Here is a 24,204-nt window from a genome sequence, read left to right as displayed (position 1 = left end):
TCGGCACCCCATGCGCAACACCGCCATGAACATGGTCCACAAGCTCGCCGCGCGCGACGAGCGTGTGCTTTACATCGGCTCCGATCCCGGCGCGGGCACCTTGCGCGCGATGAGCAAGGAGTTTCCGAAGCGCCATCTGATCGAAGGCATCTCGGAAGCGCACATCATCGGCATGTCGGCTGGCCTCGCGATGGAAGGCTTCGTGCCCTACGTCAACACCATCGCGACATTCCTCACTCGCCGCTGCTACGAGCAGGTCGCCGTCGACCTCTGCCTGCACAATCTGCCGGTGCGGCTGATCGCCAATGGCGGCGGGCTCGTCTATGCGCCGCTCGGCCCCACCCACCAGGCGATCGAGGACATCGCCATCATGCGGGCGCTGCCCAACATGACGGTGGTCTGCCCGTGCGATGCCGACGAGGCGGCGCGCATGATGGAGCAGACCCTCGACTGGAAGGGACCGATCTACATCCGCCTGGGCAAGGGCGGCGATGCCATCGTCTCGAAGGCCGAGCACGGCTTTGAGATCGGCAAGGCCATCCTGATGCGGCCGCCGGGTGACGTCCTCATGGTGACCACCGGAATCATGCTTCAGCGGGCGCTGGCTGCAGCCGACCTGCTGGCGGCACAAGGCGTCCGCGCGGGCATCCTGCACATGCATACCGTCAAGCCGCTCGACACCGAGGCGCTGCTGCAAGCGATCCGCGGCATCAAGCTTGTGGCAACTCTTGAGGAGCATGTCCCGTCCGGCGGCCTCGGCAGCGCGGTCGCGGAGACGCTGATCGACAAGCTCGGGGCAGGCCTGCCGACGATGCTGCGGCTGTCGCTGCCGGACAGCTTCATGCACAATTACGGCTCGCAGGACTCGCTGCTGAAGAAGCACGGGCTTTCCGCCGGCGCCATTGCCGCCTCGATCGAGCGCGCGCTTACCGCCCTCGCACACCGCCTCCCCTCAACTCCATTCCACCTGACGGGCCACATGTACGACGTTCGATATTCCTATCTGCTCGAGCAATTCTCCGATCCTGCCCCCATCCTGGCCGAGATCGGCCGGCTGGTCGCGACCGGGGACTTCACCCTTGGCAAGCCCGTTGCCGAATTCGAGAAGCGCTTTGCCGAGCTGATCGGCGTGCGCCACGCCATCGGCGTCGGATCGGGCACCGACGCGCTCAAACTGCCGCTCAAGGCGCTCGGCATTGGCCATGGCGATGAAGTCATCACCGCCGCCAATACGTTCATCGCGACCGTCGGCGCCATCGCGGAGACCGGGGCGAAGCCCGTGCTGGTCGACTGCGACGATTCGTTCTGCATGAACGTCGACTATGTCGAAGCCGCGATCACAGCGAAGACCAAGGCGATCATGCCGGTTCAGTTGACCGGCGAGGTCACCGACATGGGCAAGCTGATGGCGATCGCGCAGCGCCACAACATCCCCGTCGTCGAGGACGCCTGCCAGGGCATCCTGTCTGAGTTCGCGGGAAAGCGCTCCGGCACCCACGGCATCGCGGCCGGCTTTTCCCTGCACCCGCTCAAGAACCTGAACGTCTGGGGCGATGCCGGCGTCGTCGTCACCAATGACGACGGCATGAACGAGAAGCTCCGGCTCATCCGCAACCACGGCATGAAGAACCGCGACGAGATCGCGATCCTCGGCTGCAACTCGCGGCTCGATTCCTTGCAGGCCGTCGTCGGCAACTGGCTGATCGGCCAGACCAGCGAGATCACGCGGCGCCGGATCGAGAACGCGGCCTATTACGACGCAGGCCTCGCCGGCCTGCCCGGCCTGCGCGTGCCGCCGCGCCGGCCCAACGTGAAGCACGTCTATCACCTCTACATGGTGTTCGCCGAACGCCGCGACGAGCTTTACAAGTACTGCCTGGACAACGGCATCGAAGCCAAGATCCACTATCCGATCCCGCTGTATCAGCAGGAAGGCCTCAAGCATCTCGGTTACGCCCCGGGAACGTTCCCGGTTACCGACCGTCATGCCAAGGAAGTCATCAGCTTCCCGGTGGACCAGCACCTGACACGCGCGCAGCAGGACCGCGTCATCGAGACTGTTCGGAAGTTCTGCCATGGACGCTGACACCGGCCGCCGGCGCATCGGTTACGTCAACCTTCCGGCGCAATTCGAGGAAGAGCGCGCCGAGATCATGCAGGCGGTCGAGGGCGTGTTCCAGCGCGGCGATTTCATCGGCGGTGCGGCGGTCGGAAAGCTCGAAGAGGAATTGTCCGCCTATCTCGGCTCGCCGCATGTCGTGACGCTGAATTCCGGCACCGATGCGCTGATCCTCGCGATGAGGGCGCTCGACATCGGTCCCGGCGACGAGGTCATCACCCCGCCGAATTCGTTCGTGGCATCGACCGCCGCGATCATCGCAGTCGGCGCCTCGCCGGTCTTTGCGGACGTGCTGCCGGACCAGAACATCGATCCGGCCGCGGTCGAGGCCGCCGTCACGCCGCGGACCAAGGCGATCATGCCGGTGCACCTGACCGGGCGCATGGCCGACATGAACCCGCTGATGGCGATCGCAAGCAAACACGCCCTCGCCGTGATCGAGGATAGCGCGCAGGCCGTCGGCTCGACCTATGACGGGCGAATGAGCGGCACCATCGGAACCTTCGGCTGCTTCTCCGCGCATCCGCTGAAGAACCTCAATGCCGCGGGCGATGCCGGCTTCCTCGTCACCGCCGACGCCGAGCTTGCCGCACGAATTCGCCGCCTGCGTAATCACGGTCTGATCAACCGCAGCGACGTCCAGGAATGGGGCATCGTATCGCGGCTCGACACGCTGCAGGCCGAGCTGCTTCGCATTCGCCTGCGCAACCTGCCCTCGGTGATCGAGCGCCGGCGGCGCAACGCCGCGCAATACCGCGCCGAGCTCGCAGGCCTGCCGCTGTTCATTCCGCCCTGCCGCAACATCGAGTTCAACACGTTCCACACCTTCGTGGTGCAGACCGACCGCCGCAACGACTTCCAGAAATATCTTGCCGACAACGGCATCGAGACCGCGATCCATTATCCGGTCCCGATCCACCTGCAGCCGGCGGCAGCGCATCTGGGTCATGGTCGCGGCGCATTTCCGGTGACCGAGCAGCAGGCCGACCAGATCCTCACCCTTCCCATCAACCAGTTCCTCTCGGCCGCCGATATCAGCTATATCTGCGCGACCGCCCGGGAGTACTTCGCATGACGGATACGGACTTCCTCGAGGCCGATGAGCAGGCGCTGGCGCAGCGCTTCATCGACGATGGTTTTGTCACCACGCCGGCCGACGACCGCGCCGGGCTCGACCGCATCCAGCGGCGCGCCGCCGAACTCGCGGCGGACTATCTCAAGCTGCCGCACGGCAACGATCCCTATGCGATGCTCGACACCATCCACACGCGCGTGAACGTGGATGATCTCAACGGATTGCGGCTGCACGTCTTCAACGGCCTCAACGCCGAGCCCTGGTTCCGGCCGACCTATTTCCGTCTGGCGCGCTCGACGATCGAGACCATCGTCGGCAACGAGCTCTGCATGCAGCGCCGCGTCAATCTCAGCATCCAGCTTCCCGGCGACAGCTCATCGCTGCTCGCCACCCATTCCGACGTCTGGTCGGGGGACTCGCCGTTCGAGGTCGTGGTGTGGGTGCCGCTGGTCGACGTCGGCCACACCAAGTCGATGTACCTGCTGCCGCCGTCCCTGAACGGCGAGATGCAGGACCGGATGGCCAGCCTGCGCAGCGCCGAGGAGCTGTACAAGACGATCAAGCCGCACGCGACCTTCATCGAGATCCCCTACGGTCACGTGATGCTTTTCAACCAGACACTGATGCACGGCAATCGCGTCAACGAGGAGCCCGGCACACGCTGGAGCATGAACTGCCGCTTCAAGAGCATCATGTCCCCCTACGCGGACAAGCGCTTCGGCGAATTCTTCGAACCGATCCTGCTGCGCCCGGCGACACGGGTCGGCATGCAATACAAGCTGCCCGGAGGCTTCCATGGCTGAGCGAGCCGGTCATCGCGGCTATATCGGCGCCCGCCCGCTGAACGGCAGCCGTACCCCGCAGCACGTCCAGAACATCGTGATCCGCGACTATGCCCGGCGGAAGAACCTGCACTATCTGCTCAGCGCCGCAGAGCACACCATGCCCGGCAGCTACATGGTGCTCGAGGATATCCTGGATGAGCTGCCGCGGCTGCGTGGCCTGATCCTTTACAGCATCTTTATGCTGCCGCCCGACGAGGCGCGACGGCGGGAGATCTACGACCGCGTGCTGCGCGAGGGCTGCGATCTGCACGCGGCCGTGGAGGAGATCACGCTCTCGTCGCAGAAAGACATCCAGGCCGTCGAGGACATCCTGCTCGTCAATAAATTCGCGACCATCCTGTGACGATGCCGCGGACCGGTTGACGATCATGACCGAGATCAACCTGCTCCAGCCGATGCACGCATCGACCAAGCGGGACTACGTTCAGCGCGTCGTCGAGCACGACAAGGCCGAATCCGCCACCGTGGCGCGGCAATGGGGACGCGACTATTGGGACGGCGACCGCCGTTACGGCTATGGCGGCTATCGCTACGACGGACGGTGGCGCCCGCTCGCCCAGACCCTGATCGACCGATACGGCATCAAGCCGGGCATGAGCGTGCTCGATGTCGGCTGCGGCAAGGGCTATCTGCTCTACGAGTTCACCCAACTCGTCCCCGACCTCACGATCGCCGGCATCGATGTCTCCGAGTATGGCATCGCCAACGCCAAGGAGGACGTGCGGCCGCAGTTGAGGGTCGGCAGCGCCGTCGAGCTGCCCTACCCCGATCACAGCTTCGATCTCGTAGTGTCGCTCGGCGTGCTGCACAACCTTCCACTCGAGGACGTCTTCCGCGCGGTGTCGGAGATCGAGCGTGTCGGACGCGGCGCCTCGAAATATCTGATGGTGGAATCGTTCCGCAACGAGCGCGAGAAGGCAAATCTCCTCTACTGGCAACTCACCTGCCTGAGCTTCCATGGCCCGGACACATGGGCCTGGATCTACGATAAATGCGGCTATCGGGGCGACCATGGATTCATCTTCTTCGAATGAGACGGCGCGTCCGCGCCCACCGACTTCGCTGCGCGCGCAAAATCCGGAAGTCTACTATTCGGACGACGCCATCGTCACGGCGGACGACGCCACGATCGCGGAGCTGAAGCGTATTGCCGCCGGCAACCCGCGCCTGCGCAGCCGGCTGTGCACGCATCCCGATCCCTCGTCCGGCCTGCATGAGATGCTGATCGTGCATCATCGCGAGGCCTATGTGCGGCCCCACAAGCATCTTGGCAAACCTGAATCGTTTCACGTGATCGAGGGTACGGCGCAGGTCGTGATCTTCGAGGATGATGGCCGCATTCGCGACGTGCTCGAGATGGCGCCCTACGGCCAGGGCAAGCGCTGCTACTACCGGATGCCCGAACAGGTCTTCCACTCGATCCTGATCACCTCGGAGTGGCTGGTGTTTCACGAAACCACCGCCGGCCCTTTCGACCCCACCCGCACTGCATTTCCCGACTGGGCACCGGATGGCAGCGATGCCGCCGCAGTTCAGGACTATGTCGCGAAAACTAGCGTGCTCGCCGCGGAGCATCTGGCGGGACGTTAGATTTCGACTGATACCGCTACTCGACTATCCCGCCTTGAACGTTCGAGGACGACCTACCCGATGAAGCTGCCTACGTTGCGCGCGACTTCAGAAAGATCGCATTGGGGACCGCCGACACGGCGGAAGCCACGCCGTGCCCGCCTCCCGTCGATGGACAGCGGCACGTCTTGCGGGACCTACCGACGACTGCTACCTGCATTGGTTGAGGACGCAACGGCCCGAGGGCTGCGCCGTGCACCCCGGGTTGGATGTATCCGGGACCATCTCATTGCGGGCCGCGCCGGTTTCATTGAACATCGCTTCGTCAGACCTGCCAAATGCGAGAACAACCAGTGACCGACCATTGCCGCCTCTGCCATTCGACCAACCTTCGACCGGTCATCGACCTCGGGCAGATGCCGATTGCGCATCGGCTCCGGCACAGCCGGAACGAGCAGGAGGAACGGTATCCGTTCGAGGTGCTCGCCTGCGGCGATTGCGGTCTGCCGCAGATCGTCAAGCCGATCGATCCCGACATCCTGTATCGCCAGTTCAACTACAATTTCAGCAGCTGGAAGCCTGAGCCGCACCAGGTCGACGAGCTCGATACCATCGCGAAATTCTCGAGCCATCAATCCGTGTTCGAGATCGGCTGCAACGACGGCCTGTTCATGGACAAGCTTCGCGAGCGCGGCGCGAAGGTTTTGGTCGGCGTGGAGCCCAACCCGGTGTCGGGCAAGATCGCCCGCGAGCGCGGCATCAAGGTCTATGCCGACATGATCAGCCCTGCGATGTGTCACGACGCCGTGGCGCAGGCCGGCAAATTCGATCTCGTCGTCTCGCGCCAGGTGCTGGAGCACATCGTCGATTTCGAGAACTTCTTCGATTGCGTGAAGATCGCGCTCAGCGACGACGGGCTGCTGTTCATCGATGTGCCGGATTTCGCGCCGGGCTCGACGGCCGGCGACCTCTCAGTCCTCTGGGAGGAGCACGTCAGCTATTTCACCGAGCCGACCCTGGTCGCGCTGCTGGCGCGCCACGGCTTCGAGGCGGTGTCCGTGAAGAAATACAATTTCAGCGGCGGCACCCTCGCGATCGCGGCCCGCCGTGCGACGCGCGACGTGACGCCACCGCCCGCCCCCGCCGGCGTCGGCGAGAAATTCGGCCAGCGCGCGAGGGAGTATGGCGCCCGCCTGCGACCGATTCTCGCCAAGGCCCGCGCCAGCGGCGCCGAGATCGCCATCTACGGCGCGGGCTGCCGCGCCTGCACCTTCACCAATGCCCACGAACTTGCGGATCTCGTCGATCTCTCGGTCGACGATCAGAAGGAGCGTCAGGGACTGTTCCTACCCGGCACCGGGATTCCGATCCGATCGCCCGAGGATCTCGCTGGCAAGTCCGAACCGCTCGTCTGCCTTCTTGCCGTGAACCAGGAGAACGAAGCCAAGGTCAGCAGCCGGCTGCGCGAAAACGTGAAGCGTCCGCTGCACATCGTCTCCATCTTCGCGCCCTCCGATATCTGGAGCGAGCTCGATCGCCTCGAGGCGGCCGCAGGGTCGCAGCATGGCTGACGACAAGCTCTTCAACTACTACGAACGCCAGGACATCCTGCCGACGTTCGGCAATTTCAAATCCTCTGCCGAACTCGCCGCCTACGCCGGCCAGCGTCGCGAGCTTTTTTCGGACAAGCTGGTGCTGCCTGCGCGGCTGTTCCGCGATGCGGAGGTTCTCGAATTCGGTCCTGATTCCGGTGAGAACGCCCTGGTGTTTGCCGGCTGGGGCGCGAACATGACGCTCGCCGAACCGAACCGGCATGCGCACCCGAAGATTGAGGCTTACTTCGCGCATTTCGGCCAGGCGGAACGTCTTCGCGAACTCGCATTGTCCGACGTCGAGGGGTTTCGCAGCGACCGCCGTTTCGACGTCATCGACGCCGAAGGGTTCATCTACACGGTGCAGCCGAGCGAAAAATGGCTCGGCATCTTCCATCGGTTGCTCAATCCGGACGGTTACGCCGTCGTTTCCTATTACGAACGTTATGGCGGCTTCTTCGAGCTCGCACTCAAGGCGATCCATGCCGCCGGCAAGGTCTTGACGGGCCGCTCCGCGCTGGAGACGGCGAAGCTGCTGTTCGAGCCGAAGTGGAACAGCATTCCGCACACCCGCAGCTTCGAATCCTGGCTGATGGACGTGCTCGAGAATCCGTTCGTCCGGCACCGCTACTTCCTCGATGCGGAGGCCCTCTGTACGGCGGCGCATGAGCAGGGGTTCGACATCCATTCGGCATGGCCCGCCTATCGCGACAGCCTGGACGTCTACTGGCACAAGAAGGTCCTGTCGGCGGACGAGAAACTGCGTCGCGCCACGCGCCATCTCGACCGCAGCCGTCTGAGCTTCCTCGGGGGACGAAAGCTTTATCTGGTCGGCAAGGCCGACGCGGTGAGCGCGATCTCGGCTTCGATCGAAGCTCTGGTGCTTGATGTGGACAGGATGATCGACGAGCCCTTCGGCGACAGCCTGCCCCGCGTGATCACCAGCCTCGCCTCGTTACGCGAGACGATCCTGACGACGGACATTTTCGCCGACGATGCTTCCGACATCGAAGCCATCACCGCAACGCTCGACAGTTTCCATCGCATCTTCAGCGCGATCGGACGGCGCGATGCGTCCGCGATCGCCGCCCTCACCCAGTCAGACCAGGCGTTCATCAACACCTGGGGGCAGCCGGCGCATTTCCTCGTCGTCCGGAAGCGCATCGAGGGATCGTAGCAAGTGAGGCCAGGCATTGGCATCATCGGAACGGGCATGGTCGGCCAGATGTGCCACCTCGCCAATTTCGTCGCCAATCCCGCCTGCCGCGTCGTTGCGATTGCAGATCTCCGACCTGACCTGGCAACCGCCGCGGCGCAGAAATTCGGCATCTCGCGGGTCTACGGCACGCACCTGGAATTGCTCGCGGACAGCGAGGTATCCGCCGTCGTCGTCGTGACCAAGCGTCGCGCCACCGGCCCGATCGTGCTGGACGCGTTAAACAGCGGCCGGCACGTGCTGTCGGAGAAGCCGATGGCCTACACGACGGTTCAGGCCGCGTCGCTGGTCGAGGCTGCGCGGCGGCAGCGCCTCGTCTACAGCATCGGCTACATGAAGCGTCACGACGCCGGCGTAGCGCGCGCGCTGGCCGAGCTGGCGCGTTTGCGCACAGACGGTTCGCTCGGATGCGTTGTCGGAGCAAGGGGCTGGTGCTTCGGCGGCGACACTGGCCGATCGCACGACAATTTCGTCATGACCGGCGAAACCCGGCCGGACGGGCTCGAGCTCTGGCAGGATGGCCCCGATTGGATGCCGAGCGCGATGCGGCCCGGCTACGATAATTTTCTGAACGTGTTCAGCCATATCATCAATCTGGCGCGCTACCTGCTCGGATCGTCGCCGGCAGTCGCCGAAAGCACCGTCGAGATCGCGGGCGCGGCGCGCATAACCCTCGACTTCGACGGCGTCGCGTGCGCGCTGGATCTGGTGAATGGATCCGAAGGTGCGTGGCGCGAGGGATTGACGATCGATTTCGAGCGGGGCGCATTGACCATCGAACTGCCCCCGCCCTTTGCCGAGCAGGAGGCGGAGGTCATTCTCGACCAAGGCGGACAACGCACGCGGCTGGTGCGCGAAGGGAGTTGGGCGTTTCGGCGTCAGGCCGACGCTTTCGTCGCCGATATTGTCGAACAAGGAACGCCCCTGGCGTCCGGCCAAGATTCGGTGGCCGACATCGCGCTCGCCGAGGCGATCTGGAAGCGGCAAGTCAGCGGCTAGGCATCGCATCCGCTTTCGGGCGATCGAGCGGCGTTATCCCCGCGATCGGCCCTGGCTTGATGGTGACCTCGGCAAGTTGACGCAGAAGCTGCGATACGTCGCAGCGCGCCAGCAGCCGGCATGCATAGTACTTGCGCACCAGAACCCAGTTTGGCGCCGCGCCGGGCCCCGGCTGGAACGAGATCGTCGCCTGGGGGCCCGACGGGTCGACATGATGAAACGCACTTCCTGGCGCTGTCCGGGCCAGTTCGACGTCCTGGAGAACGCTCGACCTCTCGCCGCGCAAGGCGAAGCCGACAAATGGCTGATTTCCCCAGGCAAGGCGGAGCATGCCGGTGACCTCCGCGAAGCCGAACGGCACGTGGCGCGACGGGTAGTCGACGAATCCGTCATCGAGCGCGAACACCGTTGCTGCCGGCCGGGCGCGGCTGACGAGCTCGTTCGCCAGGGCCTCTTGTTTCAGGGTTCTCGCCTGCATGAAGATGTATGTGTCCCACAGCAGGCCGATCGACAGCACCGATCCAAATCCCAGCACGACCGCGAAGGCTGCCTTCGGACCGATCGCGTGTTCGACCCATCGCTTGAGACCGAGAAGGATCAACGCCAATGGCAGGCCGAACATCAGCAGATGACGGCTCTCATAAAAGTGCAAGCTGGAGGGCCGCAGGCCGGCGACCAGATAGGGAAACGACAAGGCCAGAAACAACACGACGGCGAGCAGGAGCGGCGCGGCAACCGTATATTTCGCGGTGGTCGGCTCCGTCTCGGACCGCAACAACAATAGGGCGGCGCCGACGAGAAGTGCGGCAACGCCGAGCGGCGCCGGTACCTCGATCGTCATCTTGAGCGCGCCAGCCATGACGTCCCAATAGCTCGTGATGAAAAATGCCTTCCAGCCGCTCGCCAACTCGCCGAGCGTCGGAAAATGGGCGCCATAGTGCTGCGCGTACGCGCCGATCCGCTTGAACCAGATATTGAGCGTGCCCCAATAGACCAGAGGAAGCACCATCAATTCCGGATAGCCCAGAGCGCAGCGCCAGGCCGCGAGCCATGTGCGGCGAACGAAGCCATGCGCCGCATCCCCGCCCCGCCATATCGCGACGAAGAGGCCGAGCACCATGAAGGCATAGAGTACGATCGTCGAGTTGAGCGCGAAGCTCAGCAGGAACACGAGCGCAGCGGCGACACGAAGCAGAACACGTCGCAGGCCGCGAGCAGTGAAGGCGAGCGTCAACAGCCAGGCACCGGTGAACAGCAGTCCGAAACTAAACACGTAGACCGCGTTCGCCTTGCCAGCCCAGAGCTGATAGCCGGGATAGGTCCAGACGATCAGCGCGAAGCCGACCGCCTCCGCACGGTCAAGCAGACCGAGACGCGTTGCGGTCAGAGCCAGGCACGTCGCACCGAGGAGAATTCCGGCGAGCGCCAGCGCCACCATCACGGCGATGGGCGCGCCGGTCCAGTTGGCGAAGGTGTCGTAGCTGAAGAAGATCGGATGGCCCGCAGCGCTCAGGAGAAAATCGATGTCGATCACGAAATCCGGACGCGGCTTGAGCACCAGCCAGTCGTCCATGAAGAGGCCGTCGTTCAGCAGCATCGGCGCATGCGCGACCAGCAGCAGCGCCAGCAGAACGACTGTCGCGCGCAGCGTCGCGGATGTGCTGGGACGGGAGAGAGATGGCATCGACGGCAAGAATTCGCACGCCCACCCGACCGCCGCAAGGGCCGGATGACGGGCATTGACCCCCAAAATGCGACCTCCTATAGACGCCGTACAGGCTGGGCACCACAGAGGCGTCCGAGGCGATTTCCGCGATGAATTTCCTACCGGGCCCGGCGCAGACCACTGCGATTTGTCTCAGTGCCGCGCTTCCGCTGCTCTTGCTTTGCTATGCACGTATCGCCGCCATTCGAGGTGCCGGCCGCCGTTTTCGGCTGGGCTGTCTCAGCGTGGTCGTGCTCTTTGTGATCGCCTGCATCGCAATTCCGGGTCCAAGGCTCCTCGACGACGTGGTCAGCGGCCTCTTCCTTCTGGCGACGGCGATGATGCTTTGCTACGTCCTGTTCAGCCTGCTGGCCTGGGGCTTCACCCTGACGCTGCTCACGGCACTCGTCCGGGCCGGATCTCCCCTCACCTTGGAGCAATGGGCTGCGGCCTACATGCAGGGGGGTGATCTCGGCACCTTCGCACACAATCGATTGAAGCTGCTGATCGGTTCGGGGATGGTGATGATAGCCGACGGCAAATTGGCGCCGACGGCCAAAGGACTTGCGGTGGCGCATCTCGTCAAGTTCGTTCGTTTCTCAACGGGTCTTGGATAGCGACACGATGTCATTTGCTGTCGGTCTCATCGCTGCCGTCGCATTTGCCGTGCTGGCGCCTGTCCTGCAGTTCGTCGCTCGCGCTCGGGCATGGTCGCTGGCACCGGTGATCGTGCTCGCGATCGCCGCAGTCGTTGCGCATCTTCTCGGCGTGCTGCTCGGCGTCCTGATCCTTCCGCAATTCCGCTATTGGGACGCCGCATCGATTTTCGGCTTTGGCGTCATGGGTTACGTTTTCGCCTTCGGCGCAGTCTACAAATCGGTCTCGCTGGACATCCTGCTGGGTCTTGCCGAGCGGCCCGACCGGGCGGCTCCGCTGTCGGACGTCGTCGAAGGGCAAGTTCCAGAACTGTTCCGCGGACGGACCAAGATCTTGATTGACGGGGGTCTGGTCGAGCAGGTCGATCCGCGGTTTGCCGCGACGGCGGCCGGACAGACCATGGCAAAACGGATCGCGCGGCTACGGCGTGCCTTCGGCATCGGCGATACCGGACTCTACGATTTTGCCGACTAGTTGCCCGAATGCAACGCAGTTGCGTTGACCTGATTGACTGGACCGATATTGTTGGCCGGATTTTGATCACCTAGCGTTGCAGGTGAGGTTCCAACAGTACTGAGTGGCCGGCGACGGCGGTATGTGATGACACCTTCCAGGGCGGAAAAAAGTCTTACGATCGTCATCCCTGCGCTGAACGAGCAGGACAAGATCGCCGACACCATCGACGGCGTGTTGCCGCTCGCCCGCGAATTGCTGGACGATTTCGAGATTTTCCTGATCGACGACGGCAGCACCGATGCCACCGGCGCGATCATGGACGAATTCGCAGCCAGCGACCGGCGGATCACCGTTCATCATAACGCCGAGCGGCGGGGCGTCGGCGCCGGCTTCGAATACGCCCTGTCACGCGCGAAGTTCGATGCCATTACCCTGATCCCCGGCGATCATGCCTTCCAGAACGAAGGCATTGCCAGGATGTTCAAGGCGGTTGGCGCCGCCGACATGGTGATCACCTATCGTGACAACCAGTCGGACCGTTCCGTCAACCGCTCGATCCAGTCGCATTCGCTGCGCTTCGTCCTGAACTGCATGTTCGGCTTCTGGCTGTCCGACTACCACAGCATGATCGTCTACCCCGTGAAATGGCTGCGCCAGATCGCGGTCAGGGCCGACGGCTACGGCTATCAGATCTGCGCGTTGATCTCGCTGCTCCAACTCGGCCTCACCTATGTCCAGGTCCCCGTGAGCCTGAACGCGGAGTTGAAGGGGTCATCGCGCGCGCTGCGGCTGCGCACCTATTTGGAGCTCATCGGGACCATCGTCTCGCTGCTCCGCCGCGTTCCCATCCGGGATGTCGATCGCGATCAGGTTCCGGTTGACGCCGGACGGACCCCCGCACGCTAGTCCCCGGCCGAGGCCCTCATCGCTGCGGGCGGCCGCGAGCGCCTGCCGGGGCAATCTTGCCCCATCCCGCCAGTATCTAGTCTAAGTGGTTGATTTCGCTGGCAGGAGTGGCAGGGCTCGAACCTGCGACCCCCGGTTTTGGAGACCGGTGCTCTACCAATTGAGCTACACTCCTACGGACCCTGCGTCGCCTTAGGATCACGGCCGCTTTCAAGCACAGGGGACGGCCGGATTGCAAGGGAGAAGCGCGCTCCCTTCGCTTGTTTGTGCCGCACCTTCTGGGCCACATTTCGCTCCCGACAATAATGTGCCCCCGGGAGTGACCATGACCGCGACAGCCGCCCTTAGCCCCGCAACCGCGCCGAAAACACCGCCTTTGCCCGAGGCCAAGCCTGAGGCGCTGGGCCTGTCGCGGCCGCGCCTCCAGGCGATGTCGGACGCCTTCAAGCGCGAGATCGACAAGGGCACCGTCCCCGGAATCACCGTGCTGGTGGCCCGCCGCGGCCAGGTCGGCTGGTTCGAGGCGCTGGGCCGCCAAAGCCCGGCCGCATCAACGCCGATGGCGCTCGATTCGATCTTCCGGATCTTCTCGATGACCAAGCCGATCGTCTCCGTCGCCGTCATGGCGCTGGTCGAGGACGGCCACCTCCTGCTCGGCGATCCCGTCGCCAAGTTCATTCCGGAGTTTGCCGACCAGAAGGTCGGGATCGTCAGCGGTGGCAAGCTGGACCTGGTTCCGCCGAAGCGGCCGATGACGGTGCAGGACCTGCTCCGCCACACCTCTGGCCTCACCTACGAGCACCAGGGCGACGGGCCGGTGCACAAGATCTACCAGGACTCGCGGGTGCGCAGCCGCAAGATCACCAATGCCGAGCACGCCGCACTGGTGGCGAGCTTCCCGCTGGTCTGCCAACCCGGCGACGAGTTCAACTACAGCCGCTCCACCGACATCCTCGGCCGCATCATCGAGGTCGTCAGCGGCAAGTCGCTCGGCACCTTCCTCGCCGAACGCGTGCTTGCGCCGCTCCAGATGGCCGAGACCGGCTTCTCGACATCCGAGGCCAAAGCCGGCCGGCTCGCCGAACCGTTCGCGGCCGATCCCTGGACCGGCGACAAGGTCGCGCTGTTCAACATGCTGGAGCAGCCGGTGATGGAATCCGGCGGCGGCGGCCTCGTCTCCACCACGATGGACTACGCCCGTTTCGCGCTGATGTTGCGCAACGGCGGCACGCTCGACGGCAACAGGATCATCGGCCGCAAGACGCTGGAGCTGATGGCCTCCGACCACCTCGGGCCCGAGGTGAAGACCAACGGCACCCTGCTCTCGCCCGGCCACGGCTTCGGCCTCGGCTTCGCCGTGCGCCGCGAGGCCGGCATCGCGCCCTTCCCCGGCAGCGTCGGCCAGTATTTCTGGAGCGGCATTGCGGGAACGTTCTTCTGGATCGACCCGAAGGAGGATCTGCTCGCGGTGTTCATGAGCCAGGGTCCGGGCCAGCGCGACTACACGCGCACGCTGGTGCGGGATCTGGTTTACGCGGCGGTGGATTGACCTCAGATGCTGCTTGAATTGAACGATCGAGCGGCAAGCTCGGTGTGACCTCTCCCGCTTGCGGGAGAGGGAGCGCAGCATGTGCCGCGGCCACACCTCGGCCTGATCTCACAATTCAACTGATCGTTGCGCCGCCGTCGATCACCATGGTCTGGCCGGTCATGAAGTCGCCGGCCTTCGAGCCCAGGAACACGGCCGCGCCGGCGATCTCGTCGGGGATGCCGATGCGGAGCAGCGGCGAACGCGAGGTCGAGGCCTTCAGGTTCTCCGGATTGTCCCACAGCGCCTTGGCGAAATCGGTCTTGATCAGGCCGGGCGCGATGCAGTTCACGCGGATGTTGTGCTTGCCGTATTCGCAGGCGAGGTTGCGCGCGAGCTGCATGTCGGCGGCCTTCGAGATCGCGTAGGCGCCGAGGATGGTCGAGCCTTTGAGGCCGCCGATCGAGGACACGATGATGATCGAGCCGTCCTTGCGCTCGATCATCTGCGGCACCACCATCGAGATCAGCCAGTTGTTGGCGACGATGTTGTTGTCGAGGATCTTGCGGAACTGATCGTCGGAGATGCCGGCGAGCGGACCGTAATACGGGTTCGACGCCGCGTTGCAGACCAGCACGTCGATCTTGCCGAACGCTCGGTTGCTCTCGTCGATCAGGTTTTGCAGATTTTCCTTCGAGGAGATGTTGGCCGCGATCGCGACCGCGGTGCCCTTGTCGAACCTGTCGTTGATGCCCTTGGCTACCTGGTCGCAGACGTCGGCCTTGCGTGAGGAAATCACGACTTTGGCGCCGTGCTCGGCCATGCGTTCGGCGATCGCAAGCCCGATGCCGCGCGTCGAGCCTGTGATGACGGCAACTTTCCCCTTCATGTCGAACAAGGTCATGTTTCTCTCCCAGATTGATTTACGTATTCAGTGTCGTTCCGAGGCGATGCGAAGCATCGAACTATGGTGCGCGGTTGCGCACCTGAGACTCTCGAGATTCCGGGTCCGGTCCTGCGGACCGTCCCCGAATGACAGCTTGCTCAGGCGAGCTTCTTGACTTCCGGGCCCGCCAGTTGATGCATCGCCGCGTGCGCATCATCCGCGATCCACGGCTGCTGATTGACCATCGGCAGCCGCCAGACCGTGCGCTCGGGACTCGCAAAATAGTCGAGCCGCGTCACCGAGCAATTGTCGATGTCGAACGACAGCCCCCGCTCCGGTTGGCCGTCGAGCGCGAGTCCCAGCGCGGCCTTGATGGTGCCGCCATGCGCGACCGCGATGATGTCCAGCCCCGCCGCCTCGCTGTTGATCCGCTCGATGGTGCGGCGCGTGCGGTTGTAGAGATCCATGAAGCTTTCGCCGCCGGGCGCGGGCTCATTGATGTCGGCGAACCAGCTCGTGCCGACCGGACGGCTGGCGATGAACTGGGCGCGGTTCATGCCCTGCCAGCGGCCGAGATTCTGCTCGGCGAGGTCCGCTTCCCACGTCATGGACGCAGGCCTTGGAAAGCCGGCCGCCCAGATCGCTTCGGCCGTTTGATGCGTCCGCATCAGATTGCTCGAATACCAGACCGCCTTGCGTGGCAGCACCTTGGCGACAGCATTGAACACGTAGGTATCGCTGGTGTCGCAGGCGATGTCGCTCTGACCATAGATATTGCCGCCGTCATTGCGCACCGGCGCGTGACGGACCCACCACCACCGTGTCGTGACCACATTCGGCTTGTCTGCGCCTGCCATCGAAACCCTTCCATCCCGTGTGATGTCGCTGTACGTCAGGTGTGAACGTGTCTCAAGACACTTTACCGTTTGAAATCTTGTTTGAAATTCCGTCGCGCGGCAAGCGTCGCGCACGCGTCAAAGGGAGAAACGCATGGGCCGTCTGCAAGGCAAATCCGTCATCATCACCGGCGCCGGCAGCGGCATCGGTCGCGCCGCTGCGCTGCTGTTCACCAGGGAAGGCGCCAGGCTGATTGCGGTCGATCGCACCGAGGCGGTGAAGGAGACCGTCGAGGAGGTGAAGAAGGCCGGCGGTGTCGCGGAAGCGATGGTCGCGGATGCGGGTTCCGAGAAGGACGTGATCGCCGTCATCGACAGGGCGGTGAAGACGCACGGCCGGCTCGACGTGATCTGGGCCAATGCCGGCGTCTCCGGCGGGCTCATCCCGCTCGGCGAGCAAACCGTGGAACACTGGCAGGAGGTGCTGCGCGTCAACCTGATCGGTCCGTTCCTCGCGGTGAAGCACGCGATGCCGCACATGGTGAAGCAGCAGTCCGGCGCGATCGTGCTGACGGCGTCGGTCGCCGGCCTCAAGGCCGGCGCCAGCGGTCATCCCTATGCCGCGAGCAAGGCCGGCGTGATCAGCCTGGTGCAGACCACGGCCTATTCGCTCTCCGGCACCGGCGTGCGCATCAACGCGGTCTGCCCCGGCCTGATCGAAACCGGCATGACGAAACCGATCTTCGACCGCGCCAAGGAGCGCGGCACCGCCGACAAGATCGGCCAGCTCAACCCGCTGAAGCGCCCCGGCCAGCCGCACGAGCTCGCGGCGATGGGATTGTTCCTGGCCAGCGACGAAGCCTCGTATGTCAACGGCCAGGCGTTCCCGGTGGACGGCGGTCTGACGGCATCGATGCCGTATGCGGGCAAGCCGGTTTAGCAAAGTCGTTCTCTACGTTGATGATGGCCGGGCGAGCCCGGCCATTTTCGGACCGGCGTTTTGCGCGAGACCGCGGCAACACCCTCGCTGTCGTCCTGGCGCAAGCCAGGACCCATAGCCGCCGAACTTGGTTGCTGCGAACGCTGGTGGCCACATCGCGCTTCGGCAACGCTGACCGGGGTGCGGAGGGATTCTGGATTGCTTCGCTGCGCTCGCAATGACGGAGTGTGGGAGACGGCGTCGCTCTTTCAACTCGCATTCCCATCGCAGACACACCTTCACCCTCTCGCGGCCTGTTTCGCCCGAGCTTTGCTTCGTCGCGTCACGCCCAATGAAAGAGGGCGCAGGGAAGACCGGGAGCCGGCTGGCTCCCATTGACCGCCATGCGAGAAGCGGATTGCGCTACGATGCACAGCGGGGAAACAGGGCAACCGAGACATCCCGGCCTTCCCTGCGCAGTGGTTGGAACAGCTTATGTCGTGCTCTCCCCGGGGAGCGATGCACTATTGCCCCCGTCGCCCTGCGGATGGCTGACGCGCGCGGTCCGGTCGGGCCGCACACATCACCGCAGGACTTGGCGCACAGACCCCGGGCGCCAGGACGACACGATTTGGCCGTACGCCGATCACACCGGTCGTGCGCGCGATGGTTTCGCTCACGGCTCTCCGCCCTGCGATGCCTTTCGCGCCGATGTGACCCACGTCCACCGCCGCCCGGCCCGCGTTCGTGACGATCGCGATACGCCCCTCTTCCTTGGGCCGGAGTGAGGCGACACATACGCCGTTTCCGAATTTCGGTAAAGTGGAATATTTTAGACGATGGGCGTTGACCGCCATCTTGCGTGTCTTGCCCGAGAGGCAACGCAAGGTCTTGTGGCCCGGATGGCGCCGGCGGCCCGCCTTATTCCGGTGGGATCGTCCCGGCCTGCTCGCGCAGCGATTTCGGCGTGACGTTATAGGCGGCGCGAAACGCGCGGTAGAAGCTCGAGACGTCGAGAAAGCCGCAGCGGAACGCAATGTCCGCGACCGACAGATCGGCGTAGACGGGATCGAGCAGATGAACGCGGGCCCGCCGCAGCCGCGCCGCCATCACCACCTGCGAGAAGCTCTCGCCGGCCTTCGCCAGCATGTGCTGCACGGTGCGCGAGGGCATGCCGAGCCGCCGAGCCACCCGCTCGAGGCTGACCTCGGGATCGAACGCCTGCTTGCTGATCGTCTGCCGAACCAAGGCGAGCCGCGCGCGGTAGACGGCCTCCTCACCGTCCACTCCCTGCACGCCGTCCCTGGCGCCGAGCCAGCGGCCAGTGAGCTTGATCAGGTGCTGCGTCGCCTCCGCGGCGCCGCCTTCGTCCAGCCCCGCCCCGTTCGCGATCAACAGCCGCGCATAGCCGGTCAGGAGCTGATAGTCGGCACCGGTGCAATCGAGCGGGCGGCAGGCCAGGTCGACCGGGGACAGGCCCCACTCCCTGAAGATCGCGTTCGGCAATTTCAGGCTGATGCAATGGCCGTTGTTCGGGGCAATGGCCTGTGTGCTCGCGTCCAGTACGAGCAGCCCCGCCTGTCCCGGCTGGACATCGATCTCGCGCCCGAGCTGGCGGCCGATATGAGTTGTCGCGCCGATGTTGAAGCTCAGATAGACATGGTCCTCGTCGTCGCGGTTGATGTGCTTTTTGGTCCGCGCGCCGATAAAGGAGGAGCTGAACATCTCCCCCAGCGCGACCGTCTCGTTCATGAGGAATTTGTGCGTCCCGATGATGCGGGCATCCCCCTCGGAAAACCCCATGTCCATGCCGGTGACGATCTGCTCGAAACACTCGGCCCACACGCGAGCGCGAATGGCGGGATCGGTAATGCCGTCAAGCACAGTCGTATCGAAAATCAGGCTCTGAAAGACCGACATCCCCCCGCCCCACAGTTGCAAACGAAAAAATAACACGGAAGAAGAAGAACGGCGCATCTTCCGGCAATAATTTGCAATAGACGCAATGTGGTTGCGTGCCAAGCGGTAGAGGCGGACCGGTCGGGGCGATAATTTCGTCAGCCACAAATCATTGCAGTCGCAGGCCTCGGCCCGATGCAGCACGACATTCGCATCGCGATAGCGTGCCGCAACGAGGACGACGCCCCTGCTGCGGGCATGGGCGAGAGCGACATGATGTTGAATTGGGCGGGGCTGACAGCGTATCGATCAACCGAGGATCGCAGGTGGCGCGCATCCAATGCCCGAGGCCGATCCTGCCCGGTCCGCATTGTGCGCCTGGTCGCGGTCTTTGCTTTGTCGGCGCTTTGTCTGCTGTCCGGAAAACGGCCGGCGACAGCGCAGTTCGTCTGCGCCACGTCCGGCGGTGCGACGATGGGCGCCTCCGCGGGCGGTCTCGCCAGCACCAACTTCGCCTGTGGACCGAACGCCAACGCCTTTGGCCTCGTTAGCGCCAATTTCGCCGCCGGCGTCAACTCCGACGCCAGCGGAGACGCCAGCTCGAACTTCGCCGCGGGCGTGAATGCAAGCGCGGCCGGCGACAACAGCAACAACGTCGCAATCGGCAACGGCGCCAGCGCCGCCGGCGATACCGGCGCGAACGTGGCGACGGGCTTCGGCTCCAACGCCGCCGGAATCGGCGGAAAGAACGTCGCCACGGGCGACCATGCAAATGCCAGCGGCAACAATGCGACCAACATCGCAATCGGCGTGAACGCCGCCGCCAATGGCAACAACATGAGCAATACGGCCGTGGGATCCAATTCAATCGCCACCGGCACGAATTCGTCGGCGTTCGGCGCCAATGCCCACGCGTTCGGCAGTCAGAGCAGCGCATTTGGCCTCGGCAACACCGCCAACGGCGGCAACAGTGCCGCGCTCGGCACCAACAACACCGCCACCGGCAACAACAGCGCCGCCGTAGGCTCGACCAACGCCGTCAACGGCGACGGCAGTGCGGCCTTCGGCTCCGGCAACGCCATCAACGGCACCAACTACGCGGCCGTCGGCTCCAACAACGTCGTCGCCGGCAACAACGGCGCGGTTGTCGGCTCCGGCAACGGCGTCACCGGCGACAACACCGCGGCCTTCGGCTCCAGTATCGGCATCGCCGGCGGCAACAACGCGGCTGTCGGCTCCTTCAGCACCGTCACCGGCAGCAACAGCGCGGCTGTTGGCTCCTTCAACAACGTCAGCGGCAATAACAGCGGCGCCTTTGGCACCGGACAGAACATCCGCGGTAACGGCACGTTCGCCATCGGCGATCCCAACATCGTCAACGGCAACAACAGTTTGGTGTTCGGCGACAACAACACGGTGAACGGGTCCAATGTGGCGGGTCGCGGCGACAACATCCAGCTGGTCGGCTCGAACAACACCATTGCGGCAACGTCCAGCGCCGCCGGCTCATCCGTGTTCGGCAGCGGCAACACCGTCAACGCCACCAATGCCGTGGTGATGGGCAACAACAGCACCGTCTCCGGCGCGTCCTCTGTCGCGATCGGCAACGGCACGGCCGTTACCGGCATCAACGCGATCGCGATGGGCACCGGCGCCGGCGCGAATTTCGACAACTCGGTCGCGATCGGCAGCGGCGCGACCACGACGCGCGCCAACCAGGTCGCAGTCGGCACCGCCAGCAGCACCTACACGATGAGCGGCATCACCTCGGCTGCGAGCAAGGCGGCGCAGTCCGGACCGACCCAGCTCGTCACATCGGACGCGGCCGGCAATCTGGCGACCACCTCGCTGGCTGGCCTCGGACTTGCCTCCGCCGGCGACATCAACGGAATCAACTCCCAACTGGCCGCCCTCAACGGCCGCGTCGACAACCTGACACGGGAGTCGCGCGGCGGCGTGGCGTTGGCGCTCGCGGCGTCCAGCCTGCAATTCGATCCTCGCCCCGGCAAGATCTCGGTCTCCGGCGGCTTCGGCAATTTCCAGGGACAATCTGGCCTCGCGGTCGGCCTCGGCTATTCCTATTCGGACGCCATGCGCTTCAACGCGGCGTTCACGGCCGCACAGCAAGGCGCCATCGGCGTCAGGGCCGGCGCGTCGTGGACGCTGAACTGAGGATGATGTTACCGACCGCTCTTGCGGGCCGCGACAACTTCGCGTGTCCGGATGTTGCCGGACGGTGACAGATTCCGTTTGATCGAACCGCTACTGTCGTTGGGCTCGGTTGGTCTGAGGAATAGCGATGTATGTTTTTATTGGCTCGGGTGTGGGAGCCCGACCTGGATCGATGGGATTCGGCGCGCGTGTCGGGGTCAGGCCCGGATGGTGAGGCTGGGTTGGGCCGTGCGCTCGCGGAAATATCTCGGCCTCGCTTTGGGCGTGGTGGTCGCCTTGTCGCCGATCGTGATGAACCCGATCAGCGCCGAGGACGACAAGGCCGCCGCCAAGCAGCCACAGCTTCCCGTCAGCGCCGAGCAGGCGCTGTACCTGATCCGCTCGACGCTGCTGACGCTGAACGATGCCAACCGCTCCGGCAACTATTCGGTGCTGCGCGATCTCGCCGCGCCCGACTTCCAGGCCAGGAACAGCGCCGCCGACCTCGCGCTGGGATTCACCGACCTGCGGCGGCGGAATTTCGACCTGTTCTCGGTGGCGCTTGCCGCACCGCAGCTCTCGACGCCGCCTTATCTCGATCCCAACAAGATGCTGCGGCTGACAGGATTCTTTCCGACCCGCCCGCTCCAGATCAATTTCGACCTGACGTTCCAGAACGTCGGCAATCAATGGCGGCCCTACGGCATTTCGGTTGCGACACCGCAGGCGCCGCCGGAGACCGCCGCGGCGCCGGCGCCCGCGCCGGCCAAGAAGAACGCGTCCCAGAAGAACTGAGCGCATTCGGACGGCCGAGCGAGCCCGCCCCCTGCCCGGGGTTTGCACGTCGTGCCGTTCCCTTGGTATGGTTCGTGCAGGCGGCAGAGCCGACCACGATCCCTCCCATCACATGATCCCGAGAATGCTGGACACAAGACCCGACCGGATTCGCAAGCTCCTCGCCGACCTCGTCGGCTTCGACACCATCAGCGACCGTACCAACCTGCCCCTGATCGCCCATATCGAAAGCTATCTCGCCGCGCTCGGCGTCGGCTTTGAGCGCATCGTCGACGAGACCGGACAGAAAGCCTCGCTGTGGGTCACGATCGGGCCGGAGGACCGCCCGGGCCTCGTGCTGTCGGGCCATACCGACGTCGTTCCGGTCGCGGGCCAGGACTGGAGCCACGATCCGTTCAAGCTGGTCGAGCGCGACGGCAGGCTCTACGGCCGCGGCACCACCGACATGAAGGGTTTTGTCGCGGTGTGCCTCGCCATGGTGCCTGACATGGTGGAGGCCAGGCTCAAGACGCCGATTCATCTGGCGATCTCCTATGACGAGGAGATCGGCTGTGTCGGCGTGCGGCCGATGCTCGGCGAGGTCGCCAGGAAGAAGGTCAGGCCGCTCGGCGCTTTCATCGGCGAACCGACGCAGATGCAGGTCATCATCGGCCACAAGGGCAAGCACGGCGTACGCGCCACCTTCCGCGGTCTTGCCCGCCACTCCTCGATCGCTCCCGACGGCGTCAACGCAATCGAATATGCCGCCGAGCTGATTGTCGAGATCCGCCGCCGCGCCGTGCTGCTCGCTGGCAAGAGATCGACGGACAGCCTCTACGACGTTCCGCACTCGACGCTGCTCACCAGCATCGTCCATGGCGGCGCTGCGCTGAACATCGTACCGGATACCTGCACGGTGGATTTCGAATGCCGCGGCATCGGCATCACCGAGTCGCGCGAGGTGACGGATGCGATCGTCGCCTGGGCCAAGGCCGAGATCGAGCCGGCGATGAAGGCGCGGCATCCGGAATGCGGCATCGATTTCGAGGAGATCCTCGACTATCCCGCGCTCGACACCGCCGCCGATGCGACAATCGTCACGCTGGCCAAGAGCCTCGCGGGGCGCAACGACCACGCCAAGGTCGCCTTCGGCACCGAGGCGAGCCTGTTTGCCAGCATGGCCGGTATCCCCTCGGTCGTGATCGGCCCCGGCGCGATCGCACAGGCGCACACGCCGGATGAGTTCGTGGAGATGTCGGAGCTGTTGAAATGCGCGGGGTTCGTCGAGAAGCTGATCGCGCATTGCGCGAAGGGGTAAGCGACGCTGCCATAGGGTGGGCAAAGCGGAAGCGTGCCCACCAATGTTACCGCGATCGCGGCAAAATGGTGGGCACAGCGCTGCGCGCTTTTGCCCACCCTACGAGAGCTGGCGCGGGCCGCCTCATCTTTCCTGCAACGCCAGCCGCACGCCGACGGCACAGTAGATGGTCCCGACCACCTTGCCCTGCCACTTAACGACGGCCGGATGGCGGCGCAGGAAATTGCCGAGACGACCGGCACCCACGGCGAACACGACGGTGCTCAACAAGCCGAGCAGCACGAAGACGATGCCGAGGACCGCAAGTTGAAGCGCGGTCGCGCCGTGTTCCGGCCGGACGAATTGCGGCAGGAAGGCGAGGAAGAACAGCGCGGTCTTGGGATTGAGCACCTCGGTCAGCACGGCCTCGCGGAATGCGCGACCAGCGCTGATCGTGGGCGCTCCGCCATTCAGCTCGATCGGTGCCTTGTCAAGCATGGCGCGAATGCCGAGATAGATCAGGAACGCGGCCCCAGCATATTTGACGATGCTGAACAGGAGCGCCGAAGTGGCGATGATCGCCGAGAGGCCGACGATCGCCATGCTGGTGTGAATCACGTCACCCGCCGCAATCCCCGCGCCCGTCGCGATACCCACCTTCGCTCCGGAGCTTGCGGCCCGCGCCATGGTGAGCAGCGTGGCCGGGCCGGGAATGAAGACAAAACCGAGCACGATGAGGATGTAGGTGATGAGGGTCGAGTGGTCGATCATGTGG

General features: G+C 64.5%; 22 protein-coding genes and 1 tRNA gene. 17 read left to right on the top strand and 6 right to left on the bottom strand.

Annotated elements, in window-relative coordinates:
- The first annotated feature begins 10 nt into the window (after nt 1–10).
- The 9 genes from ACVWW6_RS24260 to ACVWW6_RS24220 all read left to right on the top strand — a co-directional run bounded on the left by ACVWW6_RS24260 (nt 11) and on the right by ACVWW6_RS24220 (nt 9,415).
- On the top strand, nt 11–2,086 hold the full coding sequence (locus ACVWW6_RS24260) for an aminotransferase class V-fold PLP-dependent enzyme (RefSeq protein ID WP_456681488.1): 2,076 nt from the start codon (nt 11–13) through the stop codon (nt 2,084–2,086).
- On the top strand, nt 2,076–3,194 hold the full coding sequence (locus ACVWW6_RS24255; protein WP_011088177.1) for a DegT/DnrJ/EryC1/StrS family aminotransferase: 1,119 nt from the start codon (nt 2,076–2,078) through the stop codon (nt 3,192–3,194). The genes ACVWW6_RS24260 and ACVWW6_RS24255 overlap by 11 nt, the downstream gene beginning before the upstream one ends.
- Nucleotides 3,191–3,997 carry a sporadic carbohydrate cluster 2OG-Fe(II) oxygenase gene (locus ACVWW6_RS24250; RefSeq protein WP_404522028.1) on the top strand — a complete coding sequence of 269 codons (807 nt, stop codon included), beginning with the start codon at nt 3,191–3,193 and terminating at the stop codon, nt 3,995–3,997. Before ACVWW6_RS24255 ends, ACVWW6_RS24250 begins: the two co-directional genes overlap by 4 nt.
- A complete protein-coding gene (locus ACVWW6_RS24245; protein WP_011088179.1) occupies nt 3,990–4,382 on the top strand; it encodes an LIC12192 family sporadic carbohydrate cluster protein in 393 nt (130 codons plus the stop codon). Before ACVWW6_RS24250 ends, ACVWW6_RS24245 begins: the two co-directional genes overlap by 8 nt.
- 25 nt (nt 4,383–4,407) lie before the next feature.
- Nucleotides 4,408–5,073: a class I SAM-dependent methyltransferase gene (locus tag ACVWW6_RS24240; RefSeq protein ID WP_456681487.1), complete on the top strand. Its 666-nt coding sequence runs from the start codon at nt 4,408–4,410 to the stop codon at nt 5,071–5,073.
- On the top strand, nt 5,051–5,629 hold the full coding sequence (locus tag ACVWW6_RS24235) for a WbuC family cupin fold metalloprotein (protein ID WP_456681486.1): 579 nt from the start codon (nt 5,051–5,053) through the stop codon (nt 5,627–5,629). Before ACVWW6_RS24240 ends, ACVWW6_RS24235 begins: the two co-directional genes overlap by 23 nt.
- 332 nt (nt 5,630–5,961) lie before the next feature.
- Nucleotides 5,962–7,179 carry a class I SAM-dependent methyltransferase gene (locus ACVWW6_RS24230; RefSeq protein WP_161534552.1) on the top strand — a complete coding sequence of 406 codons (1,218 nt, stop codon included), beginning with the start codon at nt 5,962–5,964 and terminating at the stop codon, nt 7,177–7,179.
- A complete protein-coding gene (locus ACVWW6_RS24225) occupies nt 7,172–8,377 on the top strand; it encodes a class I SAM-dependent methyltransferase (RefSeq protein WP_456681485.1) in 1,206 nt (401 codons plus the stop codon). Before ACVWW6_RS24230 ends, ACVWW6_RS24225 begins: the two co-directional genes overlap by 8 nt.
- 3 nt (nt 8,378–8,380) lie before the next feature.
- Entirely contained in the window at nt 8,381–9,415 is a 1,035-nt protein-coding gene (locus ACVWW6_RS24220) for a Gfo/Idh/MocA family protein (protein WP_097532108.1), read from the top strand.
- Here the strand turns inward: ACVWW6_RS24220 and ACVWW6_RS24215 are convergent.
- Nucleotides 9,405–11,099, bottom strand: a complete 1,695-nt coding sequence (locus ACVWW6_RS24215) for a hypothetical protein (protein ID WP_456681484.1) — start codon at nt 11,097–11,099, stop codon at nt 9,405–9,407. The genes ACVWW6_RS24220 and ACVWW6_RS24215 overlap by 11 nt on opposite strands.
- A 131-nt stretch (nt 11,100–11,230) precedes the next feature.
- On the opposite strand from ACVWW6_RS24215, the gene ACVWW6_RS24210 reads away from it, so the two are divergent.
- From ACVWW6_RS24210 to ACVWW6_RS24200, 3 genes are all read left to right on the top strand, one after another.
- Entirely contained in the window at nt 11,231–11,737 is a 507-nt protein-coding gene (locus tag ACVWW6_RS24210; RefSeq protein ID WP_011088186.1) for a hypothetical protein, read from the top strand.
- Between the two features lie 7 nt (nt 11,738–11,744).
- A complete protein-coding gene (locus ACVWW6_RS24205) occupies nt 11,745–12,251 on the top strand; it encodes a hypothetical protein (protein ID WP_161534548.1) in 507 nt (168 codons plus the stop codon).
- 126 nt (nt 12,252–12,377) lie between these two features.
- Complete coding sequence (locus tag ACVWW6_RS24200; RefSeq protein WP_060907981.1) at nt 12,378–13,139, top strand: glycosyltransferase family 2 protein; 762 nt, start codon at nt 12,378–12,380, stop codon at nt 13,137–13,139.
- Nucleotides 13,140–13,238: 99 nt separating this feature from the next.
- Here the strand turns inward: ACVWW6_RS24200 and ACVWW6_RS24195 are convergent.
- Nucleotides 13,239–13,314, bottom strand: a tRNA-Trp gene (locus ACVWW6_RS24195).
- A gap of 150 nt (nt 13,315–13,464) precedes the next feature.
- Between ACVWW6_RS24195 and ACVWW6_RS24190 the strand changes: the two genes are divergently transcribed.
- Entirely contained in the window at nt 13,465–14,688 is a 1,224-nt protein-coding gene (locus ACVWW6_RS24190) for a serine hydrolase domain-containing protein (protein WP_456681483.1), read from the top strand.
- Between the two features lie 115 nt (nt 14,689–14,803).
- On the opposite strand, the gene ACVWW6_RS24185 is transcribed toward ACVWW6_RS24190, so the two are convergent.
- The gene (locus ACVWW6_RS24185) at nt 14,804–15,571 is read right to left on the bottom strand and encodes an SDR family NAD(P)-dependent oxidoreductase (RefSeq protein WP_011088190.1); all 768 of its coding nucleotides are present in this window, start codon (nt 15,569–15,571) and stop codon (nt 14,804–14,806) included.
- Nucleotides 15,572–15,711: 140 nt separating this feature from the next.
- Nucleotides 15,712–16,410 (bottom strand): histidine phosphatase family protein, encoded by a 699-nt coding sequence (locus ACVWW6_RS24180; RefSeq protein WP_028171368.1) that lies wholly within the window; start codon nt 16,408–16,410, stop codon nt 15,712–15,714.
- A 133-nt stretch (nt 16,411–16,543) separates the two neighbouring features.
- Between ACVWW6_RS24180 and ACVWW6_RS24175 the strand changes: the two genes are divergently transcribed.
- Nucleotides 16,544–17,329 (top strand): SDR family NAD(P)-dependent oxidoreductase, encoded by a 786-nt coding sequence (locus tag ACVWW6_RS24175; protein WP_304565427.1) that lies wholly within the window; start codon nt 16,544–16,546, stop codon nt 17,327–17,329.
- Between the two features lie 900 nt (nt 17,330–18,229).
- On the opposite strand, the gene ACVWW6_RS24170 is transcribed toward ACVWW6_RS24175, so the two are convergent.
- Complete coding sequence (locus ACVWW6_RS24170) at nt 18,230–19,411, bottom strand: helix-turn-helix transcriptional regulator (protein WP_456681482.1); 1,182 nt, start codon at nt 19,409–19,411, stop codon at nt 18,230–18,232.
- Here ACVWW6_RS24170 and ACVWW6_RS24165 point away from each other — a divergent pair.
- From ACVWW6_RS24165 to argE, 3 genes are all read left to right on the top strand, one after another.
- Nucleotides 19,403–21,379 (top strand): YadA family autotransporter adhesin, encoded by a 1,977-nt coding sequence (locus ACVWW6_RS24165; protein ID WP_456681481.1) that lies wholly within the window; start codon nt 19,403–19,405, stop codon nt 21,377–21,379. The genes ACVWW6_RS24170 and ACVWW6_RS24165 overlap by 9 nt on opposite strands.
- Before the next feature lie 207 nt (nt 21,380–21,586).
- Nucleotides 21,587–22,153 (top strand): hypothetical protein, encoded by a 567-nt coding sequence (locus ACVWW6_RS24160; RefSeq protein WP_244423858.1) that lies wholly within the window; start codon nt 21,587–21,589, stop codon nt 22,151–22,153.
- A 124-nt stretch (nt 22,154–22,277) separates the two neighbouring features.
- The gene (argE, locus tag ACVWW6_RS24155) at nt 22,278–23,450 is read left to right on the top strand and encodes an acetylornithine deacetylase (RefSeq protein ID WP_038967956.1); all 1,173 of its coding nucleotides are present in this window, start codon (nt 22,278–22,280) and stop codon (nt 23,448–23,450) included.
- A 123-nt stretch (nt 23,451–23,573) separates the two neighbouring features.
- Here the strand turns inward: argE and ACVWW6_RS24150 are convergent, their stop codons facing one another.
- Nucleotides 23,574–24,200 carry a LysE family translocator gene (locus ACVWW6_RS24150; protein WP_182871978.1) on the bottom strand — a complete coding sequence of 209 codons (627 nt, stop codon included), beginning with the start codon at nt 24,198–24,200 and terminating at the stop codon, nt 23,574–23,576.
- Nucleotides 24,201–24,204 lie beyond the last annotated feature (4 nt).

The sequence above is a fragment of the Bradyrhizobium sp. USDA 3311 genome, from assembly GCF_054062495.1.
The sequence above is the reverse complement of the archived record's forward strand: the minus strand, read 5'-3'. Positions and strand labels throughout refer to the sequence as shown.